Raw genomic sequence first — 19,866 nt, forward strand, 5'->3', positions numbered from 1 at the left:
ACTTCAGGGCCGTGCCTTCAGGCCGCCCTGCTTCGTGTCACGGCCCCCCGACAGGGAGCCTCTCACACAATCTCCGACATCCACACTCCATCGCGGTCCATACACCGCGTCTCGAGGAAGGTAGGCAGCACGGCCCCCGGGCGCAAGGGGGCGCCGCCGCGACAGGCCGCCGCGCTCCACTATCGGAAACCCGCGTCTCGTTTGCGACACCGCCCGCGCCGCTTTTCGCGCCCTTCGCGTCGTATCCCGGCTGGCCCTCGGTCGCGCGGCAGGAGAGATTGCCCCCAACACGCCCGCAAGGGCCCAGCGAAGGACCCGAGAATGACTTCCTACGTGCTTACGGTGACCTGCAAGACGACCCGCGGCATCGTCGCCGCGATCGCCAGCTATCTGGCCGAGAACGGCTGCAACATCTCCGACTCGCACCAGTATGACGACGCGCAGAACCACCGCTTCTTCATGCGCGTCAGCATCGAATCGCAGACCGGCGCCAGCCGTGAGGCACTCGAGGCGGGCTTCGCCCCGATCGCCGAGGCCTTCGGCATGGACTGGGCGCTGCACGATCAGGCGTGCAAGATGAAGGTGCTGCTGATGGTGTCGAACTTCGGCCATTGCCTGAACGACCTGCTCTACCGGACCCGCATCGGCGCGCTGCCGATCGAGATCGTCGGCGTGATCTCGAACCACCTGACCTATCAGAAGGTGGTGGTGAACCACGATATCCCCTTCTACCACATCCGCGTCACGAAGGAGAACAAGCCCCAGGCCGAGGCCGAGCTGCTGCGCGTGGTCGACGAGACCGGGGCCGAACTCGTGGTGCTGGCGCGCTACATGCAAATCCTGTCGGATGCGCTGTGCGAGAAGATGTCGGGGCGGATCATCAACATCCATCACTCGTTCCTGCCGAGCTTCAAGGGCGCAAACCCCTACAAGCAGGCCTATGAGCGCGGTGTGAAGCTCATTGGCGCGACGGCGCATTACGTCACCGCCGATCTCGACGAGGGCCCGATCATCGAGCAGGACACGGTGCGCGTGACGCATGCGCAGTCGCCCGAGGATTACGTGAGCCTTGGCCGCGATGTCGAGGCGCAGGTGCTCGCCCGCGCGATCCACGCCCATATCCACCACCGCGCCTTCATCAACGGCAGCAAGACCGTGGTCTTCCCGGCCAGCCCCGGCTCCTACGCCTCCGAACGGATGGGGTGAGCCGCGGTCCCGGCGCATCGCGCCGGGATTGAACGCTCCAGTGGAGCGTTCAAAGCGGCGAACGCCCGAAGCGCAAGCGCAGGGCCGGGTGCCTTTGGCGAACGCCCGAAGCGCAAGCGCAGGGCCGGGTGCCTTTGGCGAACGCCCGAAGCGCAAGCGCAGGGCCGGGTGCCTTTGGCGAACGCCCGAAGCGCAAGCGAGGGCCGGGTGCCCTTGGCGCACGCCGGGCAAGCAACCAGCCTTCTCCGCTTCCAATTGCCTCAAATATCCCGGGGGTGAATGGCCGCAGGCCAGAGGGGGCAGCGCCCCCCTGCCCCGGCCGGGCACCGATCCCTCGGGCCAAAAGGGGGCGCTGCCCCCTCGGCCCTGACGGGCCTCACCCCCGAGGTATTTCGGGCAAGGAGAAAGACGGGCGGCCATCTTCGGCACCGGGCAGCGTGGCGCGGCTCAGATGCGGCGGATGCCCGGTCTCGCGGGTGAACATCGCGGTGAAGGCCGAGGGGCTGGCATAGCCGAGATCATAGGCAATCTGCGTCACCGGGCGGCCGGCGGCCAGCGCCTCGACCGCGCGGGCGATCTGCAGCCGGGTGCGCCAGCGCGCGAAGGAGAGCCCGGTCTCGCGCAGGAACAGCCGCGCCAGCGTGCGCTCGGCCACCGAAGCGGTCGCCGCCCAGTCCGGCAGGCTGCGCCGGTCAGAGGGATCGGCGACGAGCGCCTCGGTCACCCGCCGCAGCCGCGCGTCGCGACCAAGCGCGAGGCCGGGCGCCCGATCGCGCGCACGGCAGATCTCGTCGGCCAGAACCTGCATCGCGCGCATCTCGGCCGGGCTCCAGCACGCCATGGGGTCGAGCGCGATCGCGCGCAGGACCAGTTCGCGCAGCAGCCCGCCAAGCGGCAGCACCGCGGTCTCGCGCGGCAGATCGGGAAAGGCCGCGGGGTCGAGATAGGCCATGCGCACCGCGCTGCGCTCGGTGTAATCGGCGGCATGCGGCACGCCGTGCGGCAGGAAGGCCGCCTGCCCCGGCGGCACCGAGAACACCCGGTCATCAAGCACGATCCGCATCGCCCCGGTCAGCAGGAAGATCAGCTGCGCGCGGGTATGCGCATGGCGCCCGACACGGGCGCCTCGGGCATGGTCGCGCGACAGCGCAAGGACCGGGTTCGGCGTGGGAGCGTCTTCGGGCAGCATGGCCGTTCCTCCGCAGCATTTGGCTGCTTCACGAAAGCGGATAGCACATCTTTCGATATATAGCCATCCGCAGGGCCGCTTCGGGCGGCCGAAGACAAGGACCGGACCGACCATGACCACCCCCTTCCGCCTGCTGGGCATCCCCGGAAGCCTGCGCAAGGCCTCCTATTGCGCCGCCGTGCTTGAGGCAATCGCTGCCGAGATCGCGCCGCGCGCCGAGACCGCCATCGCCCCGATCGGCGCCCTGCCGCTCTACAATCAGGATCTCGACATCGAGCCCCGCCCCGCCCCCGTCGCGGCGCTGCGCGGCGCGATCGAGGCGGCCGAGGGGCTGATCGTCGTCTCGACCGAATACAACCACGGCACCCCCGGCGTGCTGAAGAACGCCATCGACTGGGCCTCGCGTCCGGCCTTCGCCTCGCCGCTGAAGGACAAGCCGGTGCTGATCGTCACCTGCTCGATGGCCTCGACCGGCGGCGTGCGGGCGCAATACCAGCTGCGCGAAGCCTTTGCCTCGACGCTCTCGCGCCCGGTCGCGACGCCCGAGGTGGTGATCGGCGGCGTGCATCAGCGCATGACCGACGGCCGCTTCACCGATCGCGCCGTCCTTGATTACGCCGCCGCCGCCTGCGAGCGGCTCCTTGCCGAGATCGCGCGCGACCGCCGCGGCTGAGCCCGCGGGCGGGCGTCGTCACTTTCAGGATGGACGGCGCCCGCGCGGGGCGATAGCGATTCCGGATGACACGCCCGGACCGCATCTTTCCCGGCATCGCCCTGATGCTCACCTTCTGCGCGCTGGCGCCGCTGATCGACGTGGCCTCGAAACTGGCCTCGCAGGCGGTGCCGGTGGGCACCGTCACGCTTGGCCGCTATGTCGTGCAGGGGCTGCTGATGGCACCGCTGGTTGTCGCGCTGCGGCTGCCGCTGCGGATCGGCGGGCGGGTGCTCGCGCTGAGCGTGGCGCGCGCCTTCGTCTCGATGACGGCGACCTATTGCTTCGTCGCCGCGGTGCAGGTGATGCCGATCGCCGATGCGCTGGCCATCGCCTTCGTCGAGCCCTTCGTGATCCTGTTCATCGGCCGCTTCGTGCTGCATGAGGAGGTCGGGCCGCGGCGCCTTGCGGCCTCGGTCGTGGGTTTCATCGGCGCGCTCTTCGTGATCCAGCCGTCCTTCAGCCATTTCGGCGCGGTGGCCTTCTTTCCGCTCGGCACCGCGGTCAGCTTCGCGCTCTACATCCTGCTGACCCGGGCGCTCTCGCGCGATGTCGACCCGGTGGCGATGCAGTTCCACACCGCGGTCTTCGCCACGCTGCTGTGCCTGCCGCTGCTGGCGCTTGGCACCAGCGCGGGGCTGAGCGAGGTGAGCTTCGGCCGGCCCGAGGGGATCTTCTGGCTCTGGTGCGCCTGCGTCGGCCTCGCCTCGACGGTCAGCCACATGGCGATGAGCTATGCGCTGTCCTTCGCGCCCTCCTCGACACTGGCACCCCTGCATTACTTCGAAATGCTGACCGCCACGCTGTGCGGCTATGTCTTCTTCGGCGATTTCCCGAATCTGCTGACCTGGGTCGGCATCGCGATCATCACCGGCTCGGGGCTCTACATCATCCACCGCGAGCGCATCACCGCAACCCGAGCGCGGCAAGCACGCCGGCCAGATGCCGTTTCGGCAGCAGCACCAGCATCTCTCCCGCCAGGCAAAGCCGCACCGGGCCGCTGACCTCGTTCGAGGTGCCGACGCGGCCGGCGGGGGTGAAATTCAGCCCCTCGATCGGCCAGCGCAGCCCCTCTGCCGTGCCCGAGGCCGGACCGAAGGGGAACAGCGACAGCCGCTCCCCCAGCGGCAGGTCGAGCGCGATCTCGGGCGGGGCGCGAAAGATCAGCTCGTCTTCCGAGATCAGCACCACGGCGCGGTCGGGCCGCTGCGCCAGATCGCTGAGCGCGGCAAGGGTATGGTCGAGCCGCAGCCCGGTGAAGCCCAGCCCGATGAAGAAGCGCGCCCCGACATGGGTCAGGCATTTGCCGAAATCGGTGCTGTCCTGCTCGGCGATCCGGTGCAGGCGCGCGGGACCGATCGCCGCCGCACCGGCCGGGCTCAGACTGTCCATGTCGCCGATCACCGCCTCGGGCATCAGCCCGAAGGCCAGCGCCCGGTCACCACCGCCATCGGCCGCGACGAGCGCCGGTGCAAGTGCCAGCGCGGCGTGCAGATCCGCCGCCTCGACCGCGCCGCCGCCAAGCAGGGTCACCCCGCCTTGATACTGGACAATGTGCCGTTCCATGCCATGATTGATGGCGATTAAGGCAGGAAAGCACAACCACGACCGGAAAAATTCCCTGCATTTGCCTTTTTCCGTTCACGGGAAAGCACCAGTTCAACAGGATCGTGGACGGAACCGGGTCTAGTAGAAAGCGAGCGTTCCATGGTTGGTGCAAGCAAGATTCTGACCGTCTCCTACGGCACCTTCTCCTGCACGCTGGAGGGGTTCGACGAGCCGTTCAACACGATGAAGGCGATCGCGGAATATTTCCGGGATCTGGCCGCCGACGACCGCTATTTCGGCGCCGAGCCACCGCAGCCCGACGCCGAGATGCTGCACCGCATCGCCGAGCGCGAGATCCAGCGCCGCGTCGAGGCGAAGATCCAGCGCAACGGCGTGATCCTGCGGCAGGCCGAGGAGACCGCGCCTGCCCCCGCCGAGATCCGCGCCCCCGAACCCGCGCCGACCGCCGCGCCCTCTCCCGAGGTTTCCGCCCCCGTAGCAGAGGAACCAGAGGTCGCGGCCCCCGCCGCCGAGGCGCCCGAGCCGGTCCTCTCCGAACCCGAAGCCCCGGTCGCGCCGGAGCCTGTTCCCTTCGTGGTCCCGCAAAGCGCCGACCCGGTGAGCGAATCGGTCGCGGCCAAGCTGCAGCGCATCCGCGCGGCCGTGGCCTCGGCGAAGGCCGCAGCCGCCGCGACGCCCGCAGCGGCGCCAATCGAAGAGGCTGTCGAGGCCCCGGCCGAAGCACCGGTCGCGGTGAGCGAGTCGATGCCCGAGGCCGAGCCGGTGGCCGAAATCGCCGAGGAGACGGTCGCCGAGGAACCGGTTGCCGAGGCCCCCGCCGCGTTCGAGGAGCCCCTCGCCGCCGACCTCGAAGAGATCGCGCCCGCGGCCGAAGCCCCGGTCGAGGAACCCGCAGAGCCGGAACCCGCCATCGAGGCCCCCGTCGCGGCGGAGACCGTCGTCGAGGAGGCCATCGTCGAGGAGCCCGTCGTCGAAGAGGCGGATTTCGCCGCCATGTTCCTGCCGGAAGCGAGCGTCGAACTGCCCGAAGCGGACCAGCCTGAGACCGAGGCGGAGACCCCGGCCGAGCCGAGCGCGGCGGTGGCTCAGACCGCCCCCGAGGCAGTCGCCGAGGCGCAGACGCCCGAAGCCGCGCCGCAGTCGGGCTGGGCCGAACGCCGTGCCGCCCGCCGTGCGGCGCGTCATGCCGCCGGAGAGACCGAGGCGAGCGTGACCGCCGAGGAAGCCGCCGCCCCTGCCCCCGAGGTCGAGGCGCCGCGCCCGCCGCTGCGCGCCCGGGTCATCAAGGTGCGCCGGATCGAGCCTGCGCCGGCCGCCGCGGCGCCCGTCGAGACGCCGCTTGCGGCGCCGGTGGCCGAGGCAGCCGCCACCGATGCGACGCCGGCCGAGGAGGATGTCGCGGCCCTGGTCGCGGCGCGCCTTGCCGCCGAAACCGCGCCGGCCGCGGAGGACGGCCCGGCGCTGACGCCCGAGCAGGAAGCCGAGCTGATGGCCGAGCTTGCCGCGCTCGAGGAAGATTTCGACGAGGATGAGGGCGAGGCGCTGACCGGCGCCGACACCGATGCGGCGCTGGCCGCCGCAGCGGAGGACTGGGATTTCCCCGAGGCGTTCGAAGCGCTGCGCGAGGAACCCGCCGAAGAGCCCACCGCGGACGCGCGTGCGGCCGAGACCCTCGCCCCCGAGGAGATGGCCGAGGACACGATCGCTGCGGCCCTTGCCGCCCATCTCGGCGAGACCGCGCCGGCGCCCGAAGAGGCGCCCCTGCCGGAGGTTGCCCTCGCACCCGAGGCCGAGGCGCCTGCCGGGATCGAACCCGAGGAGATGGCCGCGCAGATCGCCGCGATGCTGCCGGACGAGGCTGCCGAGGCTGCTGCGGTCGAGCCTGCCGCCCCCGTCATCCCGCGCCGGATCGCGCAAAAACCTGCCGCGGCCTCGCGCGACGATGACGTGACGCGGCTGATGGAAGAGGCCGACGCCCAGCTTTCGGGCCACGAGAACCGCCGCCGTCTTTCCGCGATCGCGCATCTCAAGGCGGCGGTCGCGGCGACGGTGGCCGAACGGCTGGCCCGCGGTGGCCGCAAGGAAGAGGCGGCAGACGAGACCCGCCCCTATCGCGACGACCTGACCCATGCCGTGCGGCCGCGCCGCCCGGTGCTGCACGGCGTGGCGAGCGCCCGCCCCGAGCCGGTCGAGCCGCGTCAGGCGCCGCTCGTGCTGGTTTCCGAGCAGCGCGTCGACCAGATCCAGACGGCGCCCGCGGTGCAGCCGGCAATGCCGGTGCGCCCGCGCCGGGTCAGCACCGCGCAGCTTCTGGCCGAGGACGTCGTCGCCCCGCAGGGCGGCGCCGAAAGCTTTGCCGACTTCGCACAGGCGCGCGGCACGCAGGGCCTGTCGGATCTGCTCGAGGCCGCCGCCGCCTATACCGCGCAGGTCGAGGGCCGGCCGCATTTCTCGCCGCCGCAGATCATGAGCAAGGTGACCGCGATCGGCGAGGGCAGCTTCAGCCGCGAGGACCGGCTGCGCAGCTTCGGCCAGCTGCTGCGCCAGGGCAAGATCGCCAAGGTGAAGCGCGGCCAATACGCGATCACCGAACAGTCGCAATATTTCGAAAAGCGCGCCTGAGCTCAGGCACCGATGAAAGAAAAACGGAGGGGCAAGCCCCTCCGTTTTGCGTTTCAGTCGCGTTTGGCGTCCGGGTCGGGCTGGCCCACGCCGGTGAAGACCGGCTTCAGCGGCAGCGCCCAGAGGACGCCGAGCCCGACATAGACGGCGAGCGATCCCCACCAGGGCATCATCCCCCAGCGGGCCTCGGCCATGTTCACCACGCTCACCGCGACGATGATATAGGCCGGCAGCCCGACCAGAAGCGCAAGCAGCGCCAGCCGCTTGCGGGTCTTGTAGCCGAGCGCCATCTCAGTCCGCGAAGGGGTCGGTGACGAGGATGGTGTCGTCGCGCTCGGGGCTCGTCGAGAGCATCGCGACCGGGCACTGGATCAGCTCCTCGATCCGGCGCACGTATTTCACCGCGGCGCCGGGCAGGTCGTTCCACGACCGCGCCCCCTCGGTCGATTCCTTCCAGCCCTCGACCTCTTCATAGATCGGCGTGCAGCGCGCCTGCGCCTCGGCCGCGGTCGGAAGATAGTCGAGCAGCTCGCCGTCAAGCGAATAGCCGGTGCAGATCTTGATCGTGTCGAAGCCGTCGAGCACGTCGAGCTTGGTCAGCGCGATGCCGTTGATGCCCGAGATCGCGCAGGTCTGGCGCACCAGGGCCGCATCGAACCAGCCGCAGCGACGCTTGCGCCCGGTGACCGTGCCGAACTCGCGGCCACGCTCGCCCAGACGGTCGCCGTCGGCGTCGAGCAGCTCGGTCGGGAACGGGCCGGCGCCGACGCGGGTGGTGTAGGCCTTGACGATGCCGAGCACGAAGTCGATCGCATTCGGCCCGAGGCCGACACCCGTCGCCGCCTGCCCGGCGATCACGTTCGACGAGGTCACATAGGGATAGGTGCCGAAGTCGATGTCGAGAAGCGAGCCCTGCGCGCCCTCGAAGAGGATGCGTTTGCCGGCGCGGCGCATCTCGTTCATCACCTTCCAGACGGGCTTGGCGTATTGCAGCACCGCCGCCGAGATCGCGTTCAGCTCCTTCAGCAGCGCGGCACGGTCGATCGGTTCGAGGCCGAGACCGGCGCGCAGCGCGTTGTGGTGGACAAGCGCGCGGTCGACGCGCTGCTCGAGCGTCGCCGGATCGGCGAGGTCGGCGACGCGGATCACGCGACGGCCCACCTTGTCTTCATAGCACGGGCCGATGCCGCGGCCGGTGGTGCCGATCTTCGCGTTCGAGCCCGCCGCCTGCGCCTCGCGGGCGCGGTCGAGCTCGCCGTGGAACGGCATGATGAGCGGCGTGTTCTCGGCCACCATCAGGTTGTCGGGGGTGATCTCGACCCCCTGTTCACCGATCTTCTTGATCTCGTTCAGCAGGTGCCACGGATCGAGCACGACACCGTTGCCGATCACGCTGAGCTTGCCGCCGCGCACCACGCCCGAGGGCAGCGCGTTCAGCTTGTAGACGACACCGTTCACGACCAGCGTGTGGCCCGCGTTGTGACCGCCCTGGAACCGCGCGATGACGTCGGCGCGCTCGCTCAGCCAGTCGACGATCTTGCCCTTGCCCTCGTCGCCCCATTGGGCTCCGACAACCACGACGTTGGCCATATCCCACTCCTGCAGGGTTGTGAAAACCGCGTGACATATAGCGGGCGTGGTCCCGGGGGGAAACCGTTTTTCGGGCTATCCGGTCAAGTTTGCGGCACGGCAGCGACGGACGGTCGCGGTTTCGCCGGGAAACGGCTTGCGCGGCGGCCCTCATCCGCCTAGATAGGCGCGTCGGTTGAAAGAAGGCCCCGCACCCCTCATGGAAAACGTCGTCCTCTCCATCCACCTGATCCTTGCGCTGCTCCTGATCGGCGTCGTGCTTCTGCAGCGCTCCGAAGGCGGCGGGCTCGGCATGGGGAGCACCGGCGGCGTGATGACCGGCCGGCAGGCGGCGAACGCGCTGACCCGGCTGACCTGGATCTTCGCGGCGGGCTTCATCATCACCTCGGTCACGCTGACCATCCTGGCCGCACGTGCGGCCTCGGACGCCTCGGTCGTCGACCAGCTCACCACCCCGGCGCCCGCGACCACTGCGCCCGCCACCCCGGCCGCGCCGCCGATCGAGCTGCCTCCGGCCGCGACCGACGCGCCGGTGACGCCGCCGCCCGCCAACTGAGCGGGCCGCGGCCTTCGCCCCTGACACCAGTCTTGGGGCAAAGCGTCACAGTTTACCCAATGTCTTGCGGTCCGGTTGCGGGCAGGCCGCGAATCGTGTAGATATTAAGCCCCGTGATCCCGGAGCATCGCTTCGGGATATTAAACAGGTTTTGGCTGATCACGGGGGCTTCCATGGCACGTTACGTCTTCATTACCGGCGGTGTGGTTTCATCGCTCGGCAAGGGCCTTGCCTCCGCGGCACTGGGCGCGCTGCTGCAGGCGCGCGGCTTCTCGGTGCGGCTGCGCAAGCTCGATCCCTATCTGAACGTCGACCCGGGCACGATGTCGCCCTTCGAGCATGGCGAGGTCTTCGTCACCGATGACGGCGCCGAGACCGACCTCGACCTCGGCCATTACGAACGCTTCACCGGGGTGAGCGCGCGCAAGACCGATTCCGTCTCCTCCGGCCGGATCTATTCGAACGTGCTCGAGAAGGAGCGCAAGGGCGCCTATCTCGGCAAGACGATCCAGGTGATCCCGCACGTCACCAACGAGATCAAGGACTTCATCGCCGTCGGCGACGAGGAAGTCGATTTCATGCTGTGCGAGATCGGCGGCACGGTCGGCGACATCGAGGGCCTGCCCTTCTTCGAGGCGATCCGGCAATTCGCCCAGGAACGGCCGCGCGGGCAGTGCATCTTCATGCACCTCACCCTGCTGCCCTATCTGGCGGCGAGCGGCGAGCTGAAGACGAAGCCGACGCAGCATTCGGTGAAGGAGCTGCGCTCGATCGGGCTGCAGCCCGACGTGCTGGTATGCCGCTCGGAACACCCGATCCCGGACAAGGAACGCGCGAAGATCGCGCTGTTCTGCAACGTGCGGCCCGACTCGGTGATCCCGGCCTATGACCTGAAGTCGATCTACGAGGCGCCGCTCGCCTATCACCGCGTCGGCCTCGATCAGGCGGTGCTTGATGCCTTCGGCATCTCGCCCGCGCCGAAGCCCGACATGAGCCGCTGGGAAGACGTGATGGACCGGCTGACCCATGCCGAGGGCACGGTGAAGGTGGCGATCGTCGGCAAGTATGTGCAGCTCGAGGACGCCTACAAGTCGATCGCCGAGGCACTGACCCATGGCGGCATGGCGAACCGGGTCAAGGTCAAGGCCGAATGGATCGACGCCGAGATCTTCGAGCGCGAAGACCCCGGCCCGCATCTCGAACAGTTCAACGCGATCCTGGTGCCCGGCGGCTTCGGCGAGCGCGGCACCGAGGGCAAGATCCGCGCTGCGCAATATGCGCGAGAGAAGGGCATCCCCTACCTGGGCATCTGCCTGGGCATGCAGATGGCGGTGATCGAGGCGGCGCGCAACCTTGCCGGCGTGACCAACGCGGGCTCCGAGGAATTCGACCACGAGGCCGGCAAGAAGCGCTTCACCCCGGTCGTCTACCACCTGAAGGAATGGGTGCAGGGCAACCACCGGGTCGAGCGCAAGCTCGACGACGACAAGGGTGGCACGATGCGGCTTGGCGCCTATACCGCGATCCTGAAGGAAGGCTCGAAGGTCGCCGAGGTCTATGGCACGACGCAGATCGAAGAACGCCACCGCCACCGCTACGAGGTCGACATCAAGTATCGCGACAAGCTCGAGGCTTGCGGGCTGGTGTTCTCGGGCATGTCGCCCGATGGCCGTCTGCCCGAGATCGTCGAGGTCAAGGATCACCCCTGGTTCATCGGCGTGCAGTTCCACCCGGAACTGAAGTCGAAACCCTTCTCGCCGCATCCGCTTTTCGCCGGGCTGGTGAAGGCCGCCAAGGAACAGAGCCGCCTCGTCTGAGCGGCGCAAGACAGCACAGGTTGCGCCCCTGACGGGGCGCCCGAAGGAGGGGGCGCTGCCCCCTCTTTTGCCATTCGGCAAAATTCACCCCCGGGATATTTCAGGCAATTGGAAGCAACGGGGCCCGCATGGGGCCCTGCCGGGTCCCCTGCCCTCTCAGCTTCCAATTGCTCCAAATATCCCGGGGGTGAGCGCCGAGGGCGCGAGGGGGCAGCGCCCCCTGCTCCGGCTCCCGCAAGCGGCGGGCTCCGCGGTCAGAGCCCTTCGACCCGCAGCGCCCCTTCAAGCCAGGGCGCCTCGGCCAGTGCCGGGGCGACGATGCGGGCGGCAAGCAGGTCGCGCAGCCGGCCCGCCACCCGCGCCGGCAGGTCCGCCATCGTGCCTGCCCGCGCGCTCAGCACGATCTTGCGTGCGAGCGGGGCGACCGGCAGCGGCGCAAGCGTCACTCCCGCCCGTGCGCCGTGGTGCACGCCCGAGGGGGTCAGGATCGACCAGCCCTGCCCCGCCGCCACCATCGCGAGGATGGCGGGGTAGCTGTCGATCTCGAAGCGATGCGTCGGGGCCGCGTCCTCGCGCGCGAGATGGGCGGCGATCTGGCGGCCCATCAGCGTGCGCGGGCTGTAGTGCAGGAAAGGCAATGTCGCGCCCACCTGCCCCTCGGGCCAGACCGCGACGAAGGGTTCGGTCAGGAGCGGCAGCACCGTCAGCCCCTCGCGGCTGCCGTCGATCTCGGCCGCGACGGTCATGTCGAGCGCCCGTGCCTCGAGCTGCGCCGCCAGCCGGTGGCTCGGTCCGGTCTCGAGCAGGAAGCGGCAGGAGGTGAGCTCGGCCCCCATGCCGGCCAGCAAAAGCGGCGTCACCTCGGCCTCGAAATCCTCGATCATGCCGAGGCGAAAGCTGCGCAGCCCCGAGGGATCGGCAAGTCCAACGCCCGCCCGGCCGCGCGCAAGCTCGTCAAGCATCGCCTCGGCATGGGGCAGGAAGGCGCGGCCGGCCGGGGTCAGGGCGAAGGGGCGTGCGCTGCGGTCGACGAGCTCGGCGCCAAGCGCCGCCTCGAGCGCGGCGATCTGCTGGCTGACGGTCGAGGCCGAGACCGCAAGCCGGCGCGCGGCGGCGGTGATCGCGCCCTCCTCGGCCAGCGCCACCAGCACCTCCACCGCCCAGAGGCTGATCCGCTCCCGCTGCCCTGCCATTCGCCGCCTCCTGCACGTCGCGCGCAGAATGCGCGGGCCCCGCCCGCTTTGGCAAGCCGCGATGCACGCCCCGCGTGCATTCTGCCCCGTGGGGGCGGCGGCGCGCCCCATTGACGTCGGCCGCGGCGCGGATAGCCTGTGGCCGGATCGCGAAAGGAGAGCAACATGCGTGACAACAGCTGGGAGTCGAAGGCCGACGAATTCTCGCTCTACGGCTTTACCGACCTGCCCTCGGTGCACGAGCGCGGCACGGTCGTGGTGACGCACGGCAAGGGCCCCTACATCTACGACACCCATGGGCGGCAGTATCTCGATGCCAATTCGGGGCTGTGGAACATGGTCGCGGGCTTCGACCACCCCGGGCTGATCAAGGCGGCGCAGGACCAGTATGCGCGCTTTCCGGGCTATCACGCCTTCTTCGGCCGGATGTCCGACCAGACCGTGATGCTGAGCGAGAAGCTCGTCGAGGTCTCGCCCTTCGCAAGCGGCAAGGTGTTCTACACCAACTCCGGTTCCGAGGCGAATGACACCATGGTCAAGATCCTGTGGTTCCTGCATGGCGCCGAGGGCAAGCCGCAGAAACGCAAGATCCTGACCCGGATCAACTCCTATCACGGCGTCACCGCGGTCTCGGCCTCGATGACCGGCAAGCCCTACAACTCGGTCTTCGGCCTGCCGCTGCCGGGCTTTTTGCATCTGGGCTGCCCGCATTACTGGCGTTTCGGCCGCCCGGGCGAGACCGAGGAGCAGTTCACCGCACGCCTTGCGGCCGAGCTCGAGGCGACGATCATCACCGAAGGCGCCGACACCATCGCCGGCTTCTTCGCCGAGCCGGTGATGGGCGCGGGCGGGGTGATTCCGCCCTCGAAGGGCTATTTCCAGGCAGTGGCGCCGATCCTGAAGAAATACGGCATCCCGCTGATCGCCGACGAGGTGATCTGCGGCTTCGGGCGTACCGGCGCGACCTGGGGCAGCGAGACCTATGACTTCATGCCCGACGCGATCATCTCGTCGAAGAACCTGACCGCGGGCTATTTCCCGATGGGCGCGGTGATTCTCGGGCCGGACCTCGCGAACCGGGTGCAGGCGGCCTCGGAGGCGATCGAGGAGTTTCCGCACGGCTTCACCGCCTCGGGTCATCCGGTCGGCTGCGCGATCGCGCTGAAGGCGATCGACGTGATCATGAACGAGGGGCTGGCCGACAACGTCAAGCGGCTGTCGGGCCGGATGGAGGCGGGGCTCGCGCAGATCGCGCAGAACCCGAACATCGGCGAGCTGCGCGGCGTGGGCTACATGTGGGCACTCGAGGCGGTGGCCGACCGCGCCACCAAGACCCCCTTCGATGGCGAGCTGAGCGTGTCGGAGCGGATCGCCAACACCTGCACCGACATGGGGCTGATCTGCCGCCCGCTTGGTCAGTCGATCGTGCTCTGCCCGCCGTTCATCCTGACCGAGGCGCAGATGGACGAGATGTTCGACAAGCTCGACAAGGCGTTGAAGAAGGTCTTTGCCGAAGTCGCCTGACGTCGACCGGGTCAGAGGGGGCGCTGCCCCCTCGGCCCTGCCGGGCCTCACCCCCGAGGTATTTCCGGCAAGGAGAAAGCCGGAAGCCTTTTCGCGGCGAGGCCTTTTCCTGGCACAAAGTCCCCGGGGGAATGACGAAGGGGGCCGCGAGGCCCCCTTTGGCATGGGGGCAGCGCCCCCTCCTCGTCCGGATCAGAGTTTCGACAGCTTCGATTGCAGGTCCGCGAGCTGCTTCTTGATCGTGCTCAGTTCCTCGCGGTCCTTCGCGGCGTCGCTTGCCGCCGTGTCGTCGTCGGGCCCCGTCGAACCGGCCGTGCTCCAGCCCGCCATCATCGACTTCAGGAACGCCTGCTGCTGACGCTGCAGCGCCTCGAAACCGGGCATCGAGGCCATCGGATTCGGGAAGGAGGAGAAGTTCTCCATCATCTTCGACTGCCCCTCGCGCAGCATCTCGAAGGAGGCGGCGAGGAATTGCGGCACCACCGACTGCGCCGAGGTGGTGTAGCTGCGCACGAGATCGGTCAGCACATCGACCGGCAGCACGTTCTCGCCGCGGCTCTCGTGCTCGGCGATGATCTGCAGCAGGTATTGCCGGGTCAGGTCGTCGCCGGTCTTCAGATCGACAATCTGCACCTCGCGCCCCTCGCGGATGAAGCTCGCGATGTCCTCGAGCGTGACATAGTCGCTGGTCTCGGTGTTGTAGAGCCTGCGGCTGGCATAGCGCTTGATCAGCAAGGGCTTTGCATCTTCGGCCATCGTGTCCTCCCGGGCGTATTCCTGCATTGCAGCAAGATTATTCGGTGCCCGGGCAAAAGCAACAAAAGAAAAGGGCAGGCCAAGGCCTGCCCTTTAGGTCCGGTCCCGGCTGGGAGGAGGAAGCCGGGTCGCGGGAGGTTCTCTTACTTCGTGGCCGCGGCCGTGGTGGCCTTCTTCGCGGCGGCGGTCACTTCCTCGGTGGCTTTCTTCACCGCGGCGGTCGCATCTTCCGAGAAGTCCTTGCCGGCAGCCAGCATCAGCTCGACGGTTTCCATCTGCACCTTCTTCGCGATCTCGGCGAAGGCGGCGAGGTTTTCGGCGGCCATTTCGGCCGAGGCCGACGCGAAGTCGCTCATCGCCTTGGCGTATTCCGCGGGCTCTTCCTTCGACTTGGCGAGCGAACCGACCTTGGCGATCGTGTCCTTGGCCCACTTGGAAGTCACTTCGGTCGACTTCTCGGCGGCGTCGAGGGCAACCTTCGCGATCTTCTCGCCAAGCGCGGTCTGCGCCTTGAAGCTGTCCTGGAATTTGGTCGCGTCGATCGGCATCGACGACATCATGTCCTGCATGATCTTGGTGAAGTCCTGGGTCTTGGCCATTTTCTTGCTCCGATCTGCGGGCCCGGGTGTGGGATGGGCGAGGGCCCCTTCGCTTACTGACAGTTATAAATGCTGCGGCGCAGCATTTCAAGAGAAATATGCTGCGCCGCAGAAAATTTTCAACCTTTGGGTGAATCAGTGCTGCCCGATCAGGCAGTCACCACCTCGCTCACATAGGTGCCCGGCGCCGGACACAGTTCGGGGTGCTTCGCATCCCCCGGAACCCGCGCCGCGACCATCGCGCCAGAACGTTCGGCCAGCCACGCGCCCCAGGTCGGCCACCAGCTGCCCTCGTGATAGGTCGCCTTCGCCTTCCACTCGTTCGGGTCCTCGATCGGCGCCTCGGAGGTGTAATGGCCGTATTTCTTCTTCGTCGGCGGGTTCACCACCCCGGCGACATGGCCCGATTCCGACAGGATGAAGGTCTTGTCGGCCGATCCCATCTGCGCCATGCCGTTGAACGAGGCGATCCAGGGCGCGATGTGGTCGGTCTCGCAGGCGAGCGCGCAAAGCGGCACCTTGACCTCGGAGATCTTCACCGTCTCGCCCAGAAGCGGGAAGCCCTTGGTGGTGAATCGGTCCTCCTGGCACAGCCCACGCAGATACTCGACCGCCATCCGCCCGGGCAGATTCGTCGAATCACCGTTCCAGTAGAGCAGGTCGAAGGCCGGCGGCGCCTCGCCCATCATGTAGGAGCGGATCGCCGGCGCATAGATCAGGTCGTTCGCGCGCAGGAAGGAGAAGGTGCGCTGCATGAAGCTTGCAGCCAGCACGCCCTGCTGCTTGATCAGATGCTCGATGCCGCCGACGAAATCGTCCTGCAGATAGGCGGTGAATTCGCCCTGGTCCGAGAAGTCGGTCAGCGTGGTCAGGAAGGTGGCCGAGTTGACCGACTTGTCCTTGCGCTTCTCGAGCAGGGCAAGCGTCAGGCTGAGCGTGGTGCCGGCGATGCAATAGCCGACCGCGTTCACCTTCTTCTCGCCGGTGATCTCCTTCACCTGCTCGATCGCGGTCAGATAGCCCTCGCTCACATAGGTGTCCATGCCGACATCGGCATAGCTTGCGTCGGGGTTCTTCCAGCTGACCACGAACAGGGTGAAGCCCTGATCGACGATCCAGCGAATGAGCGAATTCGCCGGCTTCAGGTCGAGGATGTAGAACTTGTTGATCCACGGCGGGAAGATGATCAGCGGCGTGCGGTGCACCTTCTCGGTGGTCGGCTTGTACTGGATCAGCTCGAACATCCGGTTGCGGAACACCACCGAGCCCTCGGCGGTGCCGATGTTCTTGCCGACCGCGAAGGCGTTCTTGTCGGACAACGTGACGATCAGCTCGCCCTTGTTCTCCTCGACGTCGCGCACCAGGTTCTCGAGCCCCTGCACCAGGCTCGCCCCCTCGGTCGCCACCGCCTTCTCCAGCGCGTCGGGATTGGTGGCGAGGAAGTTCGTCGGCGCCATCATGTCGACGATCTGCTTGGTGAAATAGGTCAGCCGGCGGCGGTCGACCGGGTCGAGCCCCTCGATGCGATCGACCGCATCCTCCATCGCCTTCGCCGAAATCAGATACTGCTGCTTGACGAAGTTGAAATAGGGGTGGGTGTCCCACAGCGGGTTGGTGAAGCGGCGGTCCTTCGGGCCCGGATCGGGCGGCGCCTTGAACGCGCCCTGCGCCAGCGCATGCGTCGCCTCGACGTAATGCTTCATCGCCTGGCCCCAGTAGTTCACCTGGGCCTCGAGGATCTTCGAGGGGTTCTCGGCGAGTTCCTTGAGGAGGGCCGCACTGGTGTTCAGATAAAGGTCGAGGCCGGGCCCGTCGATCGCCGGATTCGGCGGACGTTTCTTCGCCAGGGCATCAACCAGGCGTTGAGTCAGGGCTTCGATCTTCGCGAGATTATCCTTCATTTGCTGCGATGCAGCAACGGGGACCTCGTCTCTTGTTGTCATAACGATCAATCCTCCCTAATCTAATCAAGGGGAGCATAACGTCGCCTTCGGGGAAGCGTAAAGCGGCGTTTTGAGGGATTTTTCACTCGGACGAGGGCGTTACGATGAAGGGCATGATGAGCTACGACCTGATGGAGACCATCAGGAACACGAACGAGTGGATGGGTGCTTCGGCGCGCGCCATGGCCTCCTACCCGGTCTGGGGTCTGACGCCGCATCCGATGTTCAAACTGCTCTCGGCCTGGGGCCGGGTGACCGAGCGCAGCTTTGCGCGCATGGTCATCAAGCCCGACTGGGGGATCCGCTCGATCCCCGGCGCCGATGGCCGCGACCACACCGTCGAGGTCGAGACGCTGCTCGACAAGCCCTTCGGGTCGCTCGTGCATTTCAAGGTGCAGGGCCGCGCGCCGATGGCGCGCCGGGTGCTCCTCGTTGCCCCGATGTCGGGCCATTATGCGACTCTCCTCCGCTCCACGGTGGCGAGCCTGCTGCCCGACTGTGAAGTCTACGTGACGGACTGGCACAACGCCCGCGACATTCCGGTGAGCGAGGGCAAGTTCGACATCGAGGATTACACCCTCTACCTCGTCGATTTCATGCGCTTCCTCGGGCCCGACATCAACGTCATCGCGGTGTGCCAGCCGGCGCCGCTGACGCTCGCCGCGACCGCCTATCTGGCCGAGGAAGACCCCGCCGCGCAGCCGCGCACGCTGACGCTCATCGGCGGCCCGATCGACCCCGACGCCGCCGCGACCGAGGTCACCGATTTCGGCCGCCGCGTCACCATGGGCCAGCTCGAGCAGCTGGTGATCCAGCGCGTCGGCTTCAAGTACAAGGGCGCCGGGCGGATGGTCTATCCCGGGCTGATGCAGCTCGCCTCCTTCATCTCGATGAACATGGAAAAGCACGCCGATGCCTTCCAGAAGAAGATCGTCGCCGAGGCCAAGGGCGAGGGCAGCGAGCACGATCACCACAACATCTTCTACGATGAATACCTCTCGGTGATGGACATGACGGCCGAGTTCTATCTCTCGACCGTGGACCGCATCTTCAAGGGGCTGGAGATCGCGCAGAACCGCTTCACCATCGAGGGCAAGCGCGTCGACATCGGCAAGATCACCTCGGTCGCGGTGCACACCGTCGAGGGCGCGAATGACGACATCTCGGCCCCCGGGCAATGCGTCGCGGCGCTCGGCCTGTGCACCGGCCTGCCCGAGGCGAAGAAGGCCCAGCACCTCGAACCGGGCGCGGGCCATTACGGCATCTTCGCGGGCTCGAGCTGGCGCAAGAACATCCGCCCGCTGGTGCTGCAGTTCATCGACGACAACGCCCCCGAGGCGCCGAAGGGCAGCCGCAAGCCGCCGGTCCGCGCCGCCTGAGGCCCCTGCCCCGTCCGGAAACGAAAACGCGCCCCAAAAGGGGCGCGTTTTGCATTTCCAAGGGCGATCCGGATCAGCCGCCGAACCAGGCGATGAAATAGCCCGCGACCACCGCCGTGCCGATCACGCCGGCCACGTTCGGCCCCATCGCGTGCATCAGCAGATAGTTGTTCGGGTCGGCGCGCTGGCCCTCGTTGTGGCTCACCCGCGCCGCCATCGGCACCGCCGAGACCCCGGCCGAGCCGATCAGCGGGTTGATCTTGGTCTTCGAGACGAGGTTCATCAGCTTCGCCATCAGCACCCCCGCCGCCGTCGACACGCCGAAGGCCACGACGCCAAGCGCCAGGATCTTCAGCGTCGAGGGCTCGAGGAAGCGCTCGCCGGTCATGGTGATGCCGACCGAGGTGCCGAGCAGGATGGTGGTGACGTTGATCACCTCGTTCTGCGCGGCCTTGGTCAGCCGCTCGGTCACCAGGCTCTCGCGCAGGAAGTTGCCGAGCATCAGCATCCCGATCAGCGCCGAGGCGGCGGGGACGAGCAGGATCACCACCACCGTCACCAGCCCGGCGAAGATCAGCTTCTCCAGACGCGACACCGGGCGCAGCGACTTCATCCGGATCTTGCGCTCGGCCTCGGTGGTCAGCGCGCGCATGATCGGCGGCTGGATCATCGGCACCAGCGCCATGTAGCTGTAGGCGGCAACCGCGATCGGGGCGAGCAGATGCGGCGCCAGCTTGTTCGCCAGGAAGATCGAGGTCGGACCGTCCGCCCCGCCGATGATGCCGATGGCCGAGGCCTCCTGCGGGGTGAAGCCGATCATCGTCGCCCCGAAGAAGGTGGCGAAGACGCCGAACTGTGCCGCCGCGCCCAGCAGAAGGGTGCGGGGGTTGGCGATCAGCGGGCCGAAATCGGTGAGCGCCCCAACGCCGAGGAAGATCAGCGGCGGGAAGATCTCGAGCCGCACGCCCTGCGAGATGTAGTAGAAAAGCCCGCCGGCCTCGCCGTTCGCGGGCAGGTTCACCAGCCCCTCGGTCGGCAGGTTGGCCAGAAGCGCGCCGAAGGCGATCGGGATCAGCAGCAGCGGTTCGAACTGGCGCCAGACCGCAAGGTAGAAAAGCACCGCGACCACCGCCCACATCACCACCATCTGCCAGGTGACGTCGGGGATCGCAGTGAGCGACCAGAGCTGTTCGAGCTTCGAGCCCTCCATC

The 19,866-nt window shown here is 67.8% G+C and carries 17 protein-coding genes; 8 read left to right on the plus strand and 9 right to left on the minus strand.

The window, feature by feature from the left end; translation table 11 throughout:
- Positions 1 to 321 precede the first annotated feature (321 nt).
- Entirely contained in the window at positions 322 to 1,206 is an 885-nt protein-coding gene (gene purU / locus AC0QTQ_RS13240) for a formyltetrahydrofolate deformylase (protein ID WP_480256960.1), read from the plus strand.
- Positions 1,207 to 1,582: 376 nt separating this feature from the next.
- Here the strand turns inward: purU and AC0QTQ_RS13245 are convergent, their stop codons facing one another.
- Entirely contained in the window at positions 1,583 to 2,395 is an 813-nt protein-coding gene (locus tag AC0QTQ_RS13245) for an AraC family transcriptional regulator (RefSeq protein WP_480256961.1), read from the minus strand.
- 112 nt (positions 2,396 to 2,507) lie between these two features.
- Between AC0QTQ_RS13245 and AC0QTQ_RS13250 the strand changes: the two genes are divergently transcribed.
- Entirely contained in the window at positions 2,508 to 3,068 is a 561-nt protein-coding gene (locus AC0QTQ_RS13250; RefSeq protein ID WP_480256962.1) for an NADPH-dependent FMN reductase, read from the plus strand.
- 65 nt (positions 3,069 to 3,133) lie between these two features.
- Positions 3,134 to 4,111: a DMT family transporter gene (locus AC0QTQ_RS13255; RefSeq protein WP_480256963.1), complete on the plus strand. Its 978-nt coding sequence runs from the start codon at positions 3,134 to 3,136 to the stop codon at positions 4,109 to 4,111.
- Here the strand turns inward: AC0QTQ_RS13255 and AC0QTQ_RS13260 are convergent.
- Positions 4,014 to 4,673, minus strand: a complete 660-nt coding sequence (locus tag AC0QTQ_RS13260; RefSeq protein ID WP_480256964.1) for a thiamine diphosphokinase — start codon at positions 4,671 to 4,673, stop codon at positions 4,014 to 4,016. The two genes, AC0QTQ_RS13255 and AC0QTQ_RS13260, sit on opposite strands and share 98 nt — an antisense overlap.
- A 141-nt stretch (positions 4,674 to 4,814) precedes the next feature.
- Here AC0QTQ_RS13260 and AC0QTQ_RS13265 point away from each other — a divergent pair, with 141 nt between their 5' ends.
- Entirely contained in the window at positions 4,815 to 7,298 is a 2,484-nt protein-coding gene (locus tag AC0QTQ_RS13265) for a hypothetical protein (RefSeq protein WP_480256965.1), read from the plus strand.
- Positions 7,299 to 7,351: 53 nt separating this feature from the next.
- On the opposite strand, the gene AC0QTQ_RS13270 is transcribed toward AC0QTQ_RS13265, so the two are convergent.
- Both AC0QTQ_RS13270 and AC0QTQ_RS13275 read right to left on the minus strand, forming a co-directional pair.
- Complete coding sequence (locus tag AC0QTQ_RS13270; protein WP_121534375.1) at positions 7,352 to 7,588, minus strand: DUF2842 domain-containing protein; 237 nt, start codon at positions 7,586 to 7,588, stop codon at positions 7,352 to 7,354.
- A 1-nt stretch (position 7,589) separates the two neighbouring features.
- The gene (locus AC0QTQ_RS13275) at positions 7,590 to 8,888 is read right to left on the minus strand and encodes an adenylosuccinate synthase (protein WP_480256966.1); all 1,299 of its coding nucleotides are present in this window, start codon (positions 8,886 to 8,888) and stop codon (positions 7,590 to 7,592) included.
- A gap of 199 nt (positions 8,889 to 9,087) precedes the next feature.
- Here AC0QTQ_RS13275 and secG point away from each other — a divergent pair, with 199 nt between their 5' ends.
- Together secG and AC0QTQ_RS13285 are read left to right on the plus strand one after the other, a co-directional pair.
- A complete protein-coding gene (secG, locus tag AC0QTQ_RS13280) occupies positions 9,088 to 9,444 on the plus strand; it encodes a preprotein translocase subunit SecG (RefSeq protein WP_121534373.1) in 357 nt (118 codons plus the stop codon).
- 173 nt (positions 9,445 to 9,617) lie between these two features.
- Positions 9,618 to 11,261 (plus strand): CTP synthase, encoded by a 1,644-nt coding sequence (locus AC0QTQ_RS13285; RefSeq protein WP_480256967.1) that lies wholly within the window; start codon positions 9,618 to 9,620, stop codon positions 11,259 to 11,261.
- Between the two features lie 254 nt (positions 11,262 to 11,515).
- On the opposite strand, the gene AC0QTQ_RS13290 is transcribed toward AC0QTQ_RS13285, so the two are convergent.
- Positions 11,516 to 12,454: a LysR family transcriptional regulator gene (locus AC0QTQ_RS13290; protein ID WP_480256968.1), complete on the minus strand. Its 939-nt coding sequence runs from the start codon at positions 12,452 to 12,454 to the stop codon at positions 11,516 to 11,518.
- A 165-nt stretch (positions 12,455 to 12,619) separates the two neighbouring features.
- Between AC0QTQ_RS13290 and AC0QTQ_RS13295 the strand changes: the two genes are divergently transcribed.
- Positions 12,620 to 13,978: an aminotransferase gene (locus AC0QTQ_RS13295; protein WP_480256969.1), complete on the plus strand. Its 1,359-nt coding sequence runs from the start codon at positions 12,620 to 12,622 to the stop codon at positions 13,976 to 13,978.
- Between the two features lie 192 nt (positions 13,979 to 14,170).
- Here AC0QTQ_RS13295 and phaR read toward each other — a convergent pair whose 3' ends face one another.
- The 3 genes from phaR to phaC all read right to left on the minus strand — a co-directional run bounded on the left by phaR (position 14,171) and on the right by phaC (position 17,276).
- Positions 14,171 to 14,734, minus strand: a complete 564-nt coding sequence (gene phaR / locus AC0QTQ_RS13300) for a polyhydroxyalkanoate synthesis repressor PhaR (RefSeq protein ID WP_480256970.1) — start codon at positions 14,732 to 14,734, stop codon at positions 14,171 to 14,173.
- A 143-nt stretch (positions 14,735 to 14,877) separates the two neighbouring features.
- Positions 14,878 to 15,333 carry a phasin family protein gene (locus AC0QTQ_RS13305; RefSeq protein ID WP_480256971.1) on the minus strand — a complete coding sequence of 152 codons (456 nt, stop codon included), beginning with the start codon at positions 15,331 to 15,333 and terminating at the stop codon, positions 14,878 to 14,880.
- Between the two features lie 149 nt (positions 15,334 to 15,482).
- Positions 15,483 to 17,276 (minus strand): class I poly(R)-hydroxyalkanoic acid synthase, encoded by a 1,794-nt coding sequence (gene phaC, locus AC0QTQ_RS13310; protein WP_480256972.1) that lies wholly within the window; start codon positions 17,274 to 17,276, stop codon positions 15,483 to 15,485.
- 104 nt (positions 17,277 to 17,380) lie between these two features.
- Here phaC and phaZ point away from each other — a divergent pair, with 104 nt between their 5' ends.
- Positions 17,381 to 18,655, plus strand: a complete 1,275-nt coding sequence (gene phaZ / locus AC0QTQ_RS13315; RefSeq protein WP_480256973.1) for a polyhydroxyalkanoate depolymerase — start codon at positions 17,381 to 17,383, stop codon at positions 18,653 to 18,655.
- Between the two features lie 73 nt (positions 18,656 to 18,728).
- On the opposite strand, the gene AC0QTQ_RS13320 is transcribed toward phaZ, so the two are convergent.
- Positions 18,729 to 19,865, minus strand: a complete 1,137-nt coding sequence (locus AC0QTQ_RS13320) for a sodium ion-translocating decarboxylase subunit beta (protein WP_480256974.1) — start codon at positions 19,863 to 19,865, stop codon at positions 18,729 to 18,731.
- Between the last annotated feature and the right edge of the window lies 1 nt (position 19,866).

The organism is Paenirhodobacter sp. YD-8 (genome assembly GCF_056590935.1).